14 protein-coding genes are annotated in these 14,602 nt (G+C 71.9%); 13 read left to right on the forward strand and 1 reads right to left on the reverse strand.

The annotated features are described in order from the left end of the window. Window positions 1–37: 37 nt before the first annotated feature. Window positions 38–421 carry a hypothetical protein gene (locus tag AB0K37_RS33490; protein ID WP_363987816.1) on the forward strand — a complete coding sequence of 128 codons (384 nt, stop codon included), beginning with the start codon at window positions 38–40 and terminating at the stop codon, window positions 419–421. 44 nt (window positions 422–465) lie between these two features. Further along, complete coding sequence (serC, locus tag AB0K37_RS33495) at window positions 466–1,602, forward strand: phosphoserine transaminase (RefSeq protein ID WP_363987817.1); 1,137 nt, start codon at window positions 466–468, stop codon at window positions 1,600–1,602. Between the two features lie 48 nt (window positions 1,603–1,650). Here the strand turns inward: serC and AB0K37_RS33500 are convergent, their stop codons facing one another. Further along, on the reverse strand, window positions 1,651–2,562 hold the full coding sequence (locus tag AB0K37_RS33500) for a hypothetical protein (protein ID WP_363987818.1): 912 nt from the start codon (window positions 2,560–2,562) through the stop codon (window positions 1,651–1,653). Window positions 2,563–3,186: 624 nt separating this feature from the next. Between AB0K37_RS33500 and AB0K37_RS33505 the strand changes: the two genes are divergently transcribed. The 11 genes from AB0K37_RS33505 (at window position 3,187) to AB0K37_RS33555 (ending at window position 14,509) form a co-directional block, all read left to right on the forward strand. Next, on the forward strand, window positions 3,187–4,485 hold the full coding sequence (locus tag AB0K37_RS33505) for a hypothetical protein (protein WP_363987819.1): 1,299 nt from the start codon (window positions 3,187–3,189) through the stop codon (window positions 4,483–4,485). Window positions 4,486–4,550: 65 nt separating this feature from the next. Then, entirely contained in the window at window positions 4,551–5,225 is a 675-nt protein-coding gene (gene cpaB, locus AB0K37_RS33510) for a Flp pilus assembly protein CpaB (protein ID WP_363987821.1), read from the forward strand. Between the two features lie 5 nt (window positions 5,226–5,230). Further along, window positions 5,231–6,808, forward strand: a complete 1,578-nt coding sequence (locus AB0K37_RS33515; RefSeq protein WP_363987823.1) for an AAA family ATPase — start codon at window positions 5,231–5,233, stop codon at window positions 6,806–6,808. A gap of 5 nt (window positions 6,809–6,813) precedes the next feature. Beyond that, window positions 6,814–7,188 (forward strand): TadE family protein, encoded by a 375-nt coding sequence (locus AB0K37_RS33520; RefSeq protein ID WP_363987824.1) that lies wholly within the window; start codon window positions 6,814–6,816, stop codon window positions 7,186–7,188. A gap of 3 nt (window positions 7,189–7,191) precedes the next feature. Then, window positions 7,192–8,547: a CpaF family protein gene (locus tag AB0K37_RS33525; RefSeq protein WP_363987826.1), complete on the forward strand. Its 1,356-nt coding sequence runs from the start codon at window positions 7,192–7,194 to the stop codon at window positions 8,545–8,547. Beyond that, window positions 8,544–9,476, forward strand: coding sequence for a type II secretion system F family protein (locus tag AB0K37_RS33530; RefSeq protein ID WP_363987828.1), 933 nt, complete (start codon window positions 8,544–8,546; stop codon window positions 9,474–9,476). The genes AB0K37_RS33525 and AB0K37_RS33530 overlap by 4 nt, the downstream gene beginning before the upstream one ends. Before the next feature lie 15 nt (window positions 9,477–9,491). Further along, window positions 9,492–10,382 carry a type II secretion system F family protein gene (locus AB0K37_RS33535; RefSeq protein ID WP_363987830.1) on the forward strand — a complete coding sequence of 297 codons (891 nt, stop codon included), beginning with the start codon at window positions 9,492–9,494 and terminating at the stop codon, window positions 10,380–10,382. A 25-nt stretch (window positions 10,383–10,407) separates the two neighbouring features. Then, the gene (locus AB0K37_RS33540; RefSeq protein ID WP_363987832.1) at window positions 10,408–11,658 is read left to right on the forward strand and encodes an ATP-binding protein; all 1,251 of its coding nucleotides are present in this window, start codon (window positions 10,408–10,410) and stop codon (window positions 11,656–11,658) included. Window positions 11,659–11,661: 3 nt separating this feature from the next. Beyond that, complete coding sequence (locus tag AB0K37_RS33545) at window positions 11,662–12,423, forward strand: response regulator (protein ID WP_363987834.1); 762 nt, start codon at window positions 11,662–11,664, stop codon at window positions 12,421–12,423. A gap of 159 nt (window positions 12,424–12,582) precedes the next feature. After that, entirely contained in the window at window positions 12,583–12,861 is a 279-nt protein-coding gene (locus AB0K37_RS33550) for a hypothetical protein (protein ID WP_363987836.1), read from the forward strand. Between the two features lie 328 nt (window positions 12,862–13,189). Next, complete coding sequence (locus tag AB0K37_RS33555) at window positions 13,190–14,509, forward strand: OmpA family protein (RefSeq protein WP_363987837.1); 1,320 nt, start codon at window positions 13,190–13,192, stop codon at window positions 14,507–14,509. Window positions 14,510–14,602 lie beyond the last annotated feature (93 nt).

Here is a 14,602-nt window from a genome sequence, read left to right on the forward strand (position 1 = left end):
TCCCCTAACCCCGCCAACTTTCCCATCTTGGGGCGGCTTGAGACACCCCCGCGACGGAGACCACGCCCCCCCCGACGGCCACACCGCCCCCGCGCCCGGCGCCGCGCCCGGGGGGGCGCCCGCCCGCGCGGCGGCGCCCGCGGTCTCGGAGGCCGCGGAGGCGGCGCAGGCGCTGAGGCGGTTCGACGCGGAGCGCGAGGAGCGCCGCCGCGCCACCAACGCCGTCGCGGGACGGATCGCCGTCGCGATCGCCGCCCTCTTCCTGGCGTTCCTCACCTACGACTCCACCGCCACGGCCGTGCGGGCGCACTCCCGGGGCGACGCCTGGATCTACCCGCCGGCCGTCGTCGGCGGCGTCTGCGCCGCCGGGCTGGTCGTCCTGCTGACCTGGGGGTGGCGCCGCCGGCGTCTCGGGATGTGAACTCGACCCGCGATCTTCGCCGCAGGTCAGATAGCCTCGGGTGAGTGACCGACAGCGCGAATCCCACCATCGACATCCCCGCCGATCTCAAGCCCGCCGACGGCCGTTTCGGGTGCGGTCCCTCCAAGGTCCGTCCCGCGCAGCTCGCCGCCCTGGCCGAGTCCGGCTCGACCTACATGGGCACCTCGCACCGGCAGAAGCCGGTGAAGTCCCTCGTCGGCCGCGTCCGGGAGGGGCTCGCCGAGCTCTTCTCGCTGCCCGAGGGGTACGAGGTCCTGCTCAGCAACGGCGGCACCACGGCGTTCTGGGACGCGGCCGCGTTCGGCCTCGTCCGGCAGCGGTCGCAGCACCTGACCTTCGGCGAGTTCTCCAGCAAGTTCGCCAAGGTCACCACGGGTGCGCCCTGGCTGGGGAACCCCACCGTCATCTCCAGCCCGCCCGGCACGCACCCCGAGGCGTCCGCCGAGGAGGACGTGGACGTCTACGCGCTCACCCACAACGAGACCTCGACCGGCGTCGCCATGCCGATCAGGCGCCCGGCGGGCACGACCGCGCGGGACGGCCTCGTCCTGGTGGACGCCACGTCCGGGGCGGGCGGCCTGCCCGTGGACGTGTCCGAGACCGACGTCTACTACTTCGCGCCGCAGAAGTGCTTCGCAGCGGACGGCGGCCTGTGGGTCGCGCTCGCGTCCCCGGCGGCGCTTGAGCGGATCGACGAGATCGCCTCGTCCGACCGGTACGTCCCGGAGTTCTTCAATCTGAAGACGGTCGTCGACAACTCCGCCAAGGACCAGACGTACAACACCCCGGCCGTGGCCACGCTGCTGCTGTTCGCCGAGCAGATCGAGTGGATGAACGGGCAGGGCGGCCTCAGCTGGACGACGTCCCGTACGGCCGACTCGTCCCAGCGGCTGTACACGTGGGCCGAGAAGACCTCGTACACGACGCCGTTCGTGGTCGACCCGGCGCAGCGTTCGCAGGTCGTCGGCACGATCGACTTCAGCGACGACGTGGACGCGGCGGCCGTGGCCAAGGCGCTGCGCGCCAACGGCATCGTCGACACCGAGCCGTACCGCAAGCTGGGCCGCAACCAGCTGCGCATCGGCATGTTCCCGGCGATCGACCCGGACGACGTCGAGGCGCTGACCGCCTGCGTCGACTACGTCGTCGAGCGCCTCTGAGACGAGCCGGAGCCCTCGGGGGGCCACGCCGCTCCCCCGAGGGCCGGTTCAGGCGACGGTCAGCAGACCGCCGGTGCCGCCCGCCTGCTCCACCACGCGATGGAGCAGGCCGGCTCGGTCGCCCTCGGCGTCGGCCGGGGTGAAGCCCGTCCAGACGCGGGGGTCCATGTCGGTGTCCCGCGCGGTGGGCACGAACGCCGCCGTCGCGAGGACCTCGGGCAGGTCGCGGCGCCCGGGGCGGCGCTCCGCGCCGACCTTCAGGTAGGTGCCCTCGCGCAGCAGCACCACGGTGGCGAAACGGACCCGGGTGTGCCGCTCGACCTCCCGGAACCAGCGCGGGTTCGACGCCCAGTAGATGTTCTGGTCGGTGTCCACGGCCACGGTCAGCGGGCTGAGCGCGCCGCGCGCCAGGTGCACCTCGGTGGGGCGGTCGCGCTCGACCCACGCCAGCGCGACCCGTCCGACCAGGGCCTGCAGAACGCCGGTGATCTCGGCCGGGGGACGGCGGCCGGCCAGCAGCCGGAGGATCGGCTCGCCGCCGGCGCCTCCGGACGCGGGCGGCGGCGCGAACCGCGCCCGCAGGCCGGCGGCGTCGATGTCGCCGTCGTGCGCGCCCACGATCGTGGCCGACGCCCCGGCGACGACCATGGGGCCGGCGTTGGCGGCCTCGACCGGGCTCCCCTGCGCCGCCCAGCAGGTGTGCCCGACGGCCACGGCGGCACGGTCCAGTTCGGGCAGGAACTCCGGCCGCCAGACCCCCGAGAACCGGCCGCGCCCCTTCACCACCCGGCAGCCCCCGCCGCCGGCCCCGCCGAGCCCCGGGGCGGCGCCGAGCAGCGCCAGGCCCGCCGAGCCGGTCCCCCGCTCCTCGGCGAGAGCGCCCAGCATGACGAACACGTCCGACGCCCGGCCCGGGTCGGCCGCGAACGGCGAGCGCACCACCCCGAACAATCCGCACATGCAGGATGAGATGCGGATCGCGGTCGGACGGTTCACCCCGCGGCCCGGGCACTCACCGTGACCGGCCTTACCGGTGCTTATCACCCCATCAGCCACATTGGCCCCGATCAATTCCCGCCATTGATCGGGAACCCGGTGCGCAGCCCTGTCCAGGGCCCTGGGGCCTACTTCCATGGCCGCATGTGGACCTTTCGTTCGCCGTTGATCAACACTCCGCACTTCAGAGAGAATGGCCAGGTGGGGGCGGCCTCTGGAGAGGAGAGTGAAAATTCCACTCTTCTGGGAGTGCACCGGTGACGGCGGCGGACGACTCCTGTATTTACCTGCCTTGGCCAGGCGAAACACCCTTTTCGCCGACCGCGTGTCAGGACGGATGTGACAGGATTTCTCGAACGTGTCACCACCGCCGGAACCTTGGTGCCGCGCGTGGCATCGAACAATGCGATGCTCCCCGGTTTTGACGCCGGCACCCCCTGCCGGAAGGACTAATCCCTTGAATGGTGACAGCCGTAATGACTATAGTCAGCGATTCCGTGACCAGGCGAATAGATCGTCTGCCGTTCGGTCACCGTTCAGGACGGGAGGGTTCCGACCGGTGAGGCCTAGAGATCATCTGAGGTGCCCGTGACCGCGGTGGTGCTGGTCGGCGACTTCCCCACCACGGGCGTCCTGCAGGCCACGGTGGCTCAGCGGGTGGCCGTGGAGGGCCCGGGCGACGAGGCCGCGCCCGCCTTCGTCGACCACATGGAGTACGCCCTCCGGCGGCGCGGCGCCGTGCTGGTGCTGTACCCGGCGTGGAAGAGGAGCCGTGCGCAGCGGCTGGTACGCCTGGCACGCTCCGCCCTGCTCACCGACCGGATCGCCGGGCTGCCGCTGGACGTGCCACCGCTCGCGCTGTCACTGGTCGCCGACCAGCTGACGTTCGCGTCGGCCCACGCACGGCCCGGGGTCCTCGCGACTCTCGCCCACCGGCTCTGCGCGACCCTCCACGCCGGAGCCTGGGTGAACAGCGTGGCGCGCCTTGAGCACGTCAAGACCGGCCTCGGGGCGCACGTCTCGTCCTACCTGCCCGGCGGCGGGTTCTCGGTGACGGCCGGCGCTCACCCGGAGGTGCACCGCATCACCGCCGCCAAGCCCGTCCCGCGCCTGGCGTCGCGGCCCGCCGACCCCGTGCTGATGCTGGTGGCCGACGCGAACGGCGATGCCGGATGGCTCCAGAGCAAGATGCGGCCGGTGCTCGCCGCGGTGACGTCGACCGCGGTGGCCCCGCAGCCCATGAGCGCGGAGTACTGGGGGACGAAGAAGTACACCGAGTTCGTCGCGTTCAGCGGTCACCCGCATGCGCTGCGGAGCCTGCTGGCCGGTTCTCCGTACAGGGCGTGCGGGTGGTGCGGCGAACCGACCGCCCTGCCCGAGTGCCCGTTCTGCCTCATGGTGCAGCCCGCCGAGGAGGCGGCGCCCCCCGGGGCCGTCCCCCCTGGTCTCCCCCAGCGGCCGCACCCTCAGCCCTCTGGGGCCCAGCCTCCCCGTCCCCAGCCCTTACCGGCCCAACCCTTACCGGCCCAACCCCGGCCCCAGCCCCCGGCTCCCCAGCATGTCCAGCGAGCCCCTGCCCAACCGCAGCCGTCCTGGCCGCAGGCTCCGCCTCCCGCCGCGCCCCACCCCGTCCAGCCTCCCCAGGTCCGGCCCGACGAGGAGGCGCCGCCGACCCGCCCGCAGTACCCGCGCCCCCAGGACGGCGGTCCACCGTCGGCGCCCCCCGACCAGACCGATGACGCCCCGTCCCTCACCACGCTCCTCAACGACGCCGCGCCCCGGCGGGCCGCGGCGCCGGACTCCCCGCCCGAGCGGACGCCCCGGACGACCCCCGACGACGAGTGGCGCGAAGGAACCGTCATCTTCCGTCCGCAGCGCCGCCGGTAAGCCTCCCTGCCCCCCGACCAGAACGGAGTCCCATGAACCCGCGCCAGCGACGTGGAGTTCTGCTGATGATCCTGGCTGCGCTCGGCGCCGTTGCCGTGTTCATCAGCATCATCGGCTATGTCGGCTCTGTTCGGGCCGAGGTCGGTGTGAAGACCGACGTGCTCATGCTCAAGCGCGCCGTCCCCGCCTTCAGCCCGGTCACCGCGGCGGACCTCGACCGCATCCGGGTGCCGAAGCGGTGGTCGCCGGAGACGATGGTGACCGACACGGCCGCGCTCAACGGCAAGGTCGCCGCGGCCGATCTTCCGGCGGGGGCCTACCTGCAGACGGGGATGCTCGTCCCCGGCCCGACCCTGCAGCCCGGCCAGCGCGAGATCGCGATCATGATCGACGCCGAGACGGGCGTGGCGGGCAAGGTCCACGAGGGCATGCCGGTCGACATCTACGCGACCTACCAGACGCAGAAGGGGAACCAGCAGCAGTCCTGCGCGGCGCGGATCGTCCGGGCGGCCAGGGTCATCCAGATCGGGCAGGAGACCCAGGTCAAGGACGAGAAGAACAGTTCGGTGACGCAGTCCCAGGTTCCGATCACCTTCGCGCTGAGCGCGCAGGACAGCCTCAAGCTCACCCGCGAGGAGAGCTTCGCGACGAAGATCAGGCTCGCCCTCATCGGCGGAGCCGGAACCGGCCTGGACGGCACCCGGCTCCCGCCGGTCTGCGAAACGCTCCCGGCGAGGTGAGACCGGTGAACATCCAAGTCCTCCTCGGCGTCGAGGACCGCGATCTCGCCGCCTCCCTCAGCGGGCAGTTCCGCGAGATCCCCGACATCGAGCTCGTCGCGGTCGAGACGACGTCCAACCATCTGGCGGGGACGGTCGCGACGACCCCGAACCTCGACGTCGTCCTGGTGCACCAGGGGCTCGGGCCGCTGCCGGCGCTCGACCTCATCCGCGACCTGGTGATCCGCCAGCCGCAGCTCGCCGTCATCCTGATCGCCGACGACGCGACGGCCGAGATGCTGGCGGCGGCGATGGCGGCCGGCGCGCGCGGGGTGATCTCCAACGAGCCGACCCTCTCGGAGCTGCAGAACCGCGTCCACCAGGCGTCGGAGTGGTCGCGCAGCATGCGCCGGCACTTCACCTCCGCCGAGGTCCCCGGGCGGCCGGGCCGCCTGGCCAGGCTGGTCACGCTCACCGGAGCGAAGGGCGGCGTCGGCACGACCACGCTGGCGATCCACCTCGCCATCGCCGTGTCCAGTGCGGGGCGGACGGTGTGCCTGGTCGACATGGACCTGCAGAACGGCGACATCCCCGGGTACCTCGACGTCCAGCACCGGCACAGCCTCGCCGACCTCGCGGCGGCGGCCGGCGACCTCGACGGAGCGGTCGTGGCCGAGGCGCTGTTCGTCCACCCGGCCGGACCGCACCTGCTGCTCGCGCCCGCGAACGGCGAGGACGCGGAGGAGATCTCGGCCCGCGCGGTCCGGCAGATCCTCACCGTCATCCGGTCCCGGTACGACGTGGTGATCGTGGACGGCGGCACCCATCTCGCCGACGCCAACGCGATGGCGGTGGAACTCGCGGACGAGGCCGTCATCGTCACCACCCCCGACGTGCCGGCGCTGCGCTCGGCCCGCCGGCTGGCGCAGATGTACGCGCGGCTCGCGATCCGCAAGGAGGACGAGGTGAGCGTCCTGCTCACCCGGCAGGACAGGCGCAACGAGATCCAGCCCGAACTGGCGAAGAAGATGGTCGGCTCGCCGCTGCGCGGCGTGACGGTCCCGGCGGTCTTCCGCGCGCTGGAGGAGGCGGCCAACACCGGCTCGCCGGGCGCGGTGAAGCACGCCGACTTCCGCAAGGCGATCGGCAAGGCGGCCATGGACCTCGGCCTGCTCGACGCCGGGGCCGGGCAGGGCGCTGGTGCGGCGGCGCCGCCGGACACCGGCGACCGGGGCGAGGCCGCGATCGGGTTCGCCGGCGTCTTCCCGCTGATCCTGCTGGTCCTCGTGCTGGTGTGGCAGATCGTACTGGTCGGCCTGACGTCCACCTACTCCAGCCACGCGGCGAACGAGGCCGCCCGGGCGGTCGCCGTGATCGGCTACGACAAGCGCGACACCCCCGAGGCGAGAGCCAACCGGGAGGAGGTGCGGCGCCGCGCGGTGGCCCGGATCAAGGGCAGGTGGAAGGACCGCGACCACCTCACGCTCGACGTCGTGGACGGCTACGCCGTGGTCACCATCGACACCCCCGTCCTGATCCCCGGGCTCCGCAGTTCGTGGGGCATCCGGACCAGAAGCAAGATCGTCTACGAGGGCGAGGGGTGAGGGACGTGGCGGCGCAAGCCCGGCGCCGGGACGCGGGCGCGGCCGCGGTCGAGTTCGCGGGCGTCCTCCCGATCGCGCTCTTCGTCATCTTCGCGGCCTTCCAGGCGTACATCTCCTTCACCACGGTGTCGCGCGTGGAGAACATCGCCCGCACCGGAGCCCGCGAGGCCGCCCAGCACTACGACCCGTCCCTCTGCGTCGAGTACGCGAACCGGGTCAGGCCGTACTGGCTGAACGACTACAAGATCGAAGGAGGGCGGACCGAGGTGGCGGGAGCCGACGCCGTGTACTGCCATGTCGAGGCCAAGCTGCCGCTGCTGTTCAAGGGGGTCCCCTTGGACTACACCGTGAACCGCACCGTCACCATGCCGCTGGGATAGCCGATGGCACTCAAGGACCGTCTCGACGACGACCGGTCGTCCAACGACCGGATGAGCAAGAGCACCGTCCAGCACTGGCGGCAGCGCCTGCTGGAGGAGGTCAACCTCGACGAGCTGGCGCGGCTGACGATGGCGCAGCGGCGGGCCCGGCTGGAGAAGGTCGTCGGCCTGCTGGTGACGCGGGAGGGCCCGGTGCTGGCGGCCGGGGAGCGCGCCAACCTGATCCGCCGGGTGGTGGACGAGGCCCTCGGCCTCGGCGTGCTGGAGCCGCTGCTCGCCGACCCGACCGTCACCGAGATCATGGTGAACGGCCCGGACTCGATCTTCGTGGAGCGGGCGGGCCGGGTCCACCGGCTGGACGCGGGGTTCGCCAACGAGGACCAGCTGTACCAGACCATCGACCGGATCGTGGCCCAGGTGAACCGGCGGGTGGACGAGTCGAGCCCGATGGTGGACGCCCGGCTGCCCACCGGCGAGCGCGTCAACGTGATCATCCCGCCGCTGTCGCTGGTCGGCCCGATCCTCACGATCCGCCGGTTCCCGCGCTCCTACAGCGTCGAGGAGCTGGTCTCGCTGGGCTCCATGGACCAGGCCACCGGCATGCTGCTGGCCGCGTTCGTGCGCGCCCGGCTCAACCTGGTCATCGCCGGCGGCACCGGCACCGGCAAGACCACCATGCTGAACGCGCTGTCGGCGTTCGTGCCCGAGTCCGAGCGCATCGTCACCATCGAGGACTCGGCGGAGCTTCGGCTCAAGCAGGAGCACGTGCTGTCGCTGGAGTCGCGTCCGGCCAACATCGAGGGCAAGGGCGCGATCACCATCCGCGACCTGGTGCGCAACGCGCTGCGCATGCGGCCCGACCGGATCATCGTCGGCGAGGTCCGCGGCGGCGAGACGCTGGACATGCTCCAGGCGATGAACACCGGCCACGACGGCTCGCTGGTGACCGTGCACGCCAACTCCACCGAGGACGCGGTGTACCGGTTGCAGACGCTGGCCAGCATGAGCGACGTGCGGCTGCCGTTCGAGGCGATCCGCGACCAGATCGGCAGCGCCGTCGACGTGATCGTGCAGCTCAGCCGGGGCCCGGACGGGTCGCGGCGCATCGTCGAGGTGGCGATGCTGGAGCACGCCCGGCGCGGCGAGATCACCACGCGTCCCGTGATGCGGTTCGAGTCCGATCCGATCGGCGCGGACCGGGTGGTGCGCGGGCGCTTCCGGCCGGTCCCGCTGCAGCGGGACCTGCTGACCAGGCTCTTCCACGCCGGGGAGAGCGTGCCGCCCGCGTTCACCGGCGCGCCGTCCCCGAACGGGACCGCGCATCCCGGTGGCCGCCCGCGAGGGGAGCAGTCCCGATGAGCCTTCCACTGCCGGTGATCCTGGCGATGCTGGCCGCCGTCCTCGCCCTGGCGACCTGGGGCATCGGCGACCTGGTCGCGGGCTGGGGGCAGCAGCGCCGGCTGGTGGCGCGCTCCGTGATCGGCGGCGACGGCGACCGCGTCGACGGCCTGCTGGGGCGGCTGGACGTCGCCCTGCGGCGCACGACGGTCGGGCAGGCGCTGGCCCGGCGGCTCGCGGCCTCGGGGATGCGGATGCGGGTGTCCACGCTCGTGCTGCTCATGGCGGGCAGCGGTCTGGCGGCGATCGTGCTGATCAGCCAGTGGATCGCGCCGGTGTTCGGGGTGGCCGCCGCGATCGGCGTCGGCTTCGCCTTCCTCGCCTACCTGCGCCGCAAGGAGGACCGCCGGCGCGAGGCGTTCATCGCCCAGCTGCCCGAGCTGGCCCGGGTGCTGGGCAACGCCACGCACGCCGGGCTGGTGATGCGCACCGCCATCGAGATCGCCGCGGACGAGCTCGCCGATCCGGCCGGGGAGGAGGTGCGGCGCACCGCCGACGCGCTGCGCCTCGGCCAGTCGGTCGAGGACGCGCTGCGCGACCTCGGCGGGCGGCTGCCGTCCCGGGAGCTCGGCGTGCTGATCAGCACCCTGCTGGTGTCGGCGCGGGCGGGCGGTTCGCTGGTCACCGCGCTGCGCACCATCGCCAGCACGCTGGAGGAGCGCAAGGAGACCCGCCGCGAGGTCAAGACGATCATGGGCGAGGCGGTGGTGACCAACTGGGTCGTCGGCGGGTTCAGCGTGGTCGGCGTCATGATGATCAACTTCATGGTGCCGGGGGCGCTGCGCACCATGAGCGAGCACCTCGGCGGGCAGGTCATCCTCGCCGCCGCGGCCGCGATGTTCGTGGTCGGCCTGGTCGTCATCGGCCGGATCACCCGGATCGACGTGTGAGGCGGTGGACGAACAATGATCATTCTGGCCATGGCGGGCGCCGCGGCGCTGTGCGTCATCCTGGCCGTGTGGGGGTTCGGGCTGGTGGCCGCGGGCCAGCGGGTCGCCGCCTCGGCGGTGCCCGAGCCTCCCAAGGCGGACAAGAACGAGGTGTTCATCCTCGACGCCATCGCGGACCGGGTGGGGCGGCCGTTCACCGGCGCGGCGATGGAGCTGCTCAGCCCGTGGCGGGCGGCGATCCGCAAACGGATCGACGCGGCGGGCCGTCCCGGCGGCATCACCGTCGAGGGCTACGCGCGCAGGACCGCGGGTTACGCGGTCTTCTTCCTCACCTTCGCGCTGCTGCTGGCCCTGAACGGGCATCCGCTCTACGGCGCCGTCTGCCTGATCGGCTGCCTGCAGAACGAGTTCGTCATGTACGGCAAGCGGGTGGCCAGGCAGGACGAGATCCAGCGCTCCATGCCCGACTTCCTCGACGTGCTGGCGGTCACCGTCAGCGCCGGTCTGAGTTTCCGTCTGGCGCTGCACCGCGTCGCCGAGAGCATGCCGGGCGCGCTGGCCGACGAGTTCATGGTGGCGCTGCGGCAGATGGAACTGGGCACGCCGCGCCGTGAGGCCTTCGAGGACCTGCGCGAGCGCAACAACTCCGAAGCGGTCAACCAGTTCGTGACGGCGCTGCTCCAGGCGGAGGAACTGGGCGCGCCGCTCACCACGGCGATGATGGACATCGGCAACGACATGCGCCGCGAGGCGGCGCAGTGGGCCAAGCGCAAGGCGCAGCGCACCACACCGAAGATCACGGGGATCACTCTGGGGCTGACCCTGCCGGCGCTGATGCTCGTGGTCATGGGGGCCGTCTACTACGGGTCGGGGGTGGGGGCCGGTGGTGGGCTCTTCGGCAACTGAGCATGTCTTACCCACAGGGGGCATGATGGGCGACGCGCCGGCACCGCCGGACGGCACCCGGGCCGCGGTCCGGGAGCGGCCCGTCCAGGACGAACTGACCGAGCAGGTCGGCGGAGCCTTCCAGATGCTCCTGCAGATCCGCATGTTCATCGCGGCGGTGACGCTGTCGCTGGTCCCGCTCGAAGTCGAGTATCTGGACGTCTTCCTTCTCGTCCTGACGGTGGCGCTGCTGTCCTGGCTGGCCGGACGGTACTGGCGCTACGTCGCCCCCCGCCTCGCGCGCCATCCCCTGCTGTTCGCGCTCGACATGGCCGCCTCGTTCACCGTGCTCGGCCTTGGCGGCACGTCCGGCCCGTACCTGCTGGCGACCGTCGCCACCGCCGCCCTCGCGGGCCTGCTCTACCACTGGCGCGGCATGCTGACGGTGGCCGGGCTCCAGACCCTCTGCTACTACGTCACGTTCGTTTTCACCATCGACTCCGCGCCGGACGCGCAGACACCGACCTTCCAGGACGTCCTGGGGCAGCCGCTGTGCTACCCGCTGGCTGGGTTCGCCGGGGTGGCGCTGCGCCGCCTGCTCGACGCCAACGCCGAGCAGGAGTCGGCCCGGCGGCTGGCCGAGGTCAAGGCGGCCGCGGCGGAGGAACGCGCCCGCCTGGCCCGCGAGATGCACGACTCGCTGGCCAAGACCCTGCGCGGCATCGCCCTGGCCGCCACGGGGCTGCGCGTGTGGGTCGAGCGGGACCGGAACCGGGCGCTGGACGAGGCCGACCGGATCGCCACCGCCTGCCAGGTCGCCTCCCAGGAGGCGCGGAGCCTGCTGTCGGAGCTGCGCCGCGACACCATCCCGCGCTCGCTGTCGCAGGTGGTCGCCGAGACCGTGCGGGACTGGTCCGACGCCGCGGGCGTCCCGGCGGTCTGCGAGATCGCCCCGGACATCGATCTGCCCTTACGGGTGCGCCACGAGGCCGTGGCGATCCTGTCGGAGGCGCTGACCAACGTCGAGCGGCACGCCGGAGCCGGGTCGGTGCGGGTCCGGCTGGGCCGCGGGGACGGCGAGGTGCGGCTGACGGTGTGCGACGACGGAGCGGGGTTCCGCCCGCCCGAGCTCACCGCGCTGGCGCGGGAGGGCCACTACGGCCTGATCGGCCTGCACGAGCGGGCCCAGCGGGTCGGCGGCGTCGTGAAGATCCTTTCGACCCGGGGGAAGGGCACCACCGTTCTGGTCCGGCTGCCCATCGACGAACGAGCGCACCGATTGGCCGAGGTGAGTTGAACGATGGCCCGAGTCGTGGTGGTCGACGACAATGTCGTCGTGCGGTCAGGATTGGTGTCACTGCTGGAGGCCTCAGGCATCGAGGTGGTGGGCGAGGCCGGCGACGGCCGGACCGCCATCGAGATCGTCGAGCGGGTGCGGCCCGACCTGGTGCTGCTGGACGTGCAGATGCCGCTGGTCGACGGCGTCACCGCCGCGCAGACGCTGAGCCGCCTCACGAGGGTGATCATGCTGACCTACACCGAGGATCCGCGGATCGTGCGGCAGGCCATCGGCAACGGCGCCTCCGGCTACCTGGTGCACGGCCAGTTCTCCGCGCAGAAGCTGGCCGACGCGGTGCACGGCGCGCTGCGCGGGGCGAACCCCTTGTCGGAGGCCGCGGTGTCGGCTCTCGTGGGCGCGTTACGCGAGGTCCCCGCCCACCCTGAGCCGCCCGATGCCGACGCGGAACCGGGCGGGGAGCCTGGCGACGACTCGCCGGAGGGGGCTCGCGCGCCCGGGCCGGCGACGTCCGGACCGCCGGCCGGGGCGCTCTCCGACGACGGCGAGCGGCGGGTCGCGCGGTTCGGTCTCTCCGCCCGGGAACTGGACGTGATGCGGTTGATCGTGCAGGGCAGGACCAACGTCGAGATCGCCGGCCACCTGTTCCTGGCGGAGAAGACCGTGAAGAACCACGTGAACCGGATATACGCGAAACTCGGCGTCACCTCCCGCGCCGCCGCGATCGCGCAGTGGATGGGAACCGCGGGGGAGGCCCCCCGGTGACCGCGTCCGGGAATTCCCCCGCCTTAGGTCCGAGGGCCCTATCGGAATTGGGTCCGCGCCGGGTCCGTGATTGGGTCGACGGACCCTGGGAGGGCACCGCCGATTTCCGTAATGTTCCAGTCAATGGAGCAGATGGAAACGGCGGTCAGGAGGCAGAAAATGAGCCCGATCCTTCCCCTGTACGTGCACACCGAGACTTTCATGCGGAATCGCGCCGACGACGTCCAGGACTTCGTCCGGACCCGGATCGAGCGCATCCGCGACGCGGAGGACCGCGGGGCCAGCGCGATCGAGTACGCGGGCCTGGTGCTGATCGCGGGCATCATCATCGTCTTCCTCATCACCGCCGCCAAGTCGACCATCAAGCCGAAGGTCGAGGGGGCCATCAACGAGATCTTCGGCGGAGGCGGCGACGGCGGGGACCCGAAGAAGAAGTAACGCCTCGACTGACTGCGGTCGCCGAGCTGCGGCGCACACGACAGGGAGAGCCACCGGAGTGTGGCTCTCCCTGTCGTTTTCTTATGGAAAATCCATTCCGTGGGACGGGAGCAGACAGATGTTCGAACCTGGCCGGGGACATTCTCGGGGCTTTCGAGCCGGAGTGGGGGCGGCCGCCCTTCTCCTGGCCCTGTCCGCATGCGGCGGTGGCGACGACGGCTCCGACCCGCCGAAGAAGACCGGCGGACCGGCCGGTAAGGCGCCCGGCACAGGGATCTCGGTACCCATGGCGCACCGTGCGGGGCCCGCGCACGTGGAGCTTCTCGCGTTGAGCCGGACATCCGGCAGCGCCGTCACCGGGCAGTTCCGCATCGTCAACGACGGGCAGAGCCAGCTGAACCTGCACATCAGCCTGTTCGAAGGCGGGCGTGAGGGCGACATCCGAAGTCTGGAGGCCAACGGCGTCGGATTACTCGACGGTGCGGGCGGCAAGCTCTACATGCCGTTGAGGAAGGCCGACGGCACCTGCCTGTGCTCCTCACTCGCCGACAAGGAACTCGCCCCCGGCGCCTCGCTGGACATCTACGCCGTGTTCCCCGCTCCGCCCGCCGGGGTGAACAGGGTGACGGTGACGCTTCCGCTGACGGTGCCGATGCAGGACGTCCCGATTGCCGACGGCCCCGTCCGGGCGCTGCCGGACCAGACCGATCCGGCTTCGGTGTCGCTGGCGCCGCCGCGCGTCCTCACCGTGGCGGGAGTCGCCGAAGGCGACGAGCAGTCCGTGGACGACGACGGCGACAAACGGGCCGTGCGGTTGTCGTCGGACGTGCTGTTCGCGCTGAACAAGGCCGATCTGACCCCGCAGGCCGACAAGCTCCTGCGCGGCGTGGCCAAGCAGATCGACGCCTCCCGCGGCAGCACGGTCAAGGTCGACGGCTACACCGACTCCAGCGGCAACGACGCCATCAACCAGCCGCTGTCCGAGCGGCGCGCCAAGGCCGTGGCCGACCGGCTGAAGCAGCTCGTCACCCGCACCGGCGTGTCCTTCCAGACCGCCGGGCACGGATCGGCCGACCCCGTGGCCCCGAACGACACCGAGAGCGGGCGCCGCAAGAACCGGCGGGTCACCGCGAGCTTCACCATGCCGGCCCCTCCGGCTCCTCCGGCGGGCGGACAGCCCTACCGCTGGGCGCCCGGTAAGCCGGCCTCGTCCAAGACGGCCGCCTTCACCGCGGCCCAGGCGAGGAATCTCCAGGTGGAGGTGAACTCCATGCACCGCGATCCGGCGGGTCTGACCACCTTCGTCTGGACGCTGCGCAACAACGGCCAGTCCCAGGCGGACGTGGGTTCGGCGTTCCAGCTGGATCTCCAGTACAACGGCAGGCTGAGCCCCGTGTCGCAGAGCACCGACGGCATCTCCATCCGCGACACGGCCAGCGACGTCTGGTACTACCCCCTGCGCGCGTCGAGCGCCGAGTGCGTCTGCACCTCCCTGCCCCGAGCCGACGCCAAGAAGGTCCTCGCCCCCGGAGAGAGCGTGACCTACTCGGGCGTCTACCGGCTTCCTCCCGAGGCCCGGACCGTGGACATCGACTTCCCCTGGTCCGGCCAGGAGGGACTCCGCATGAAGGGCATCGCGGTCAAGTAGCCGGCACGAATCCGGCCGGCGAGGGGGCCCACCTGGCCGTCGTGGCCCGCGACGACGCCGACGTCGGCCTGGTCGGGCACAGCATGAACGAGC

The sequence above is a fragment of the Actinomadura sp. NPDC049753 genome (genome assembly GCF_040674655.1).
Lineage (GTDB): Bacteria > Actinomycetota > Actinomycetes > Streptosporangiales > Streptosporangiaceae > Spirillospora > Spirillospora verrucosospora.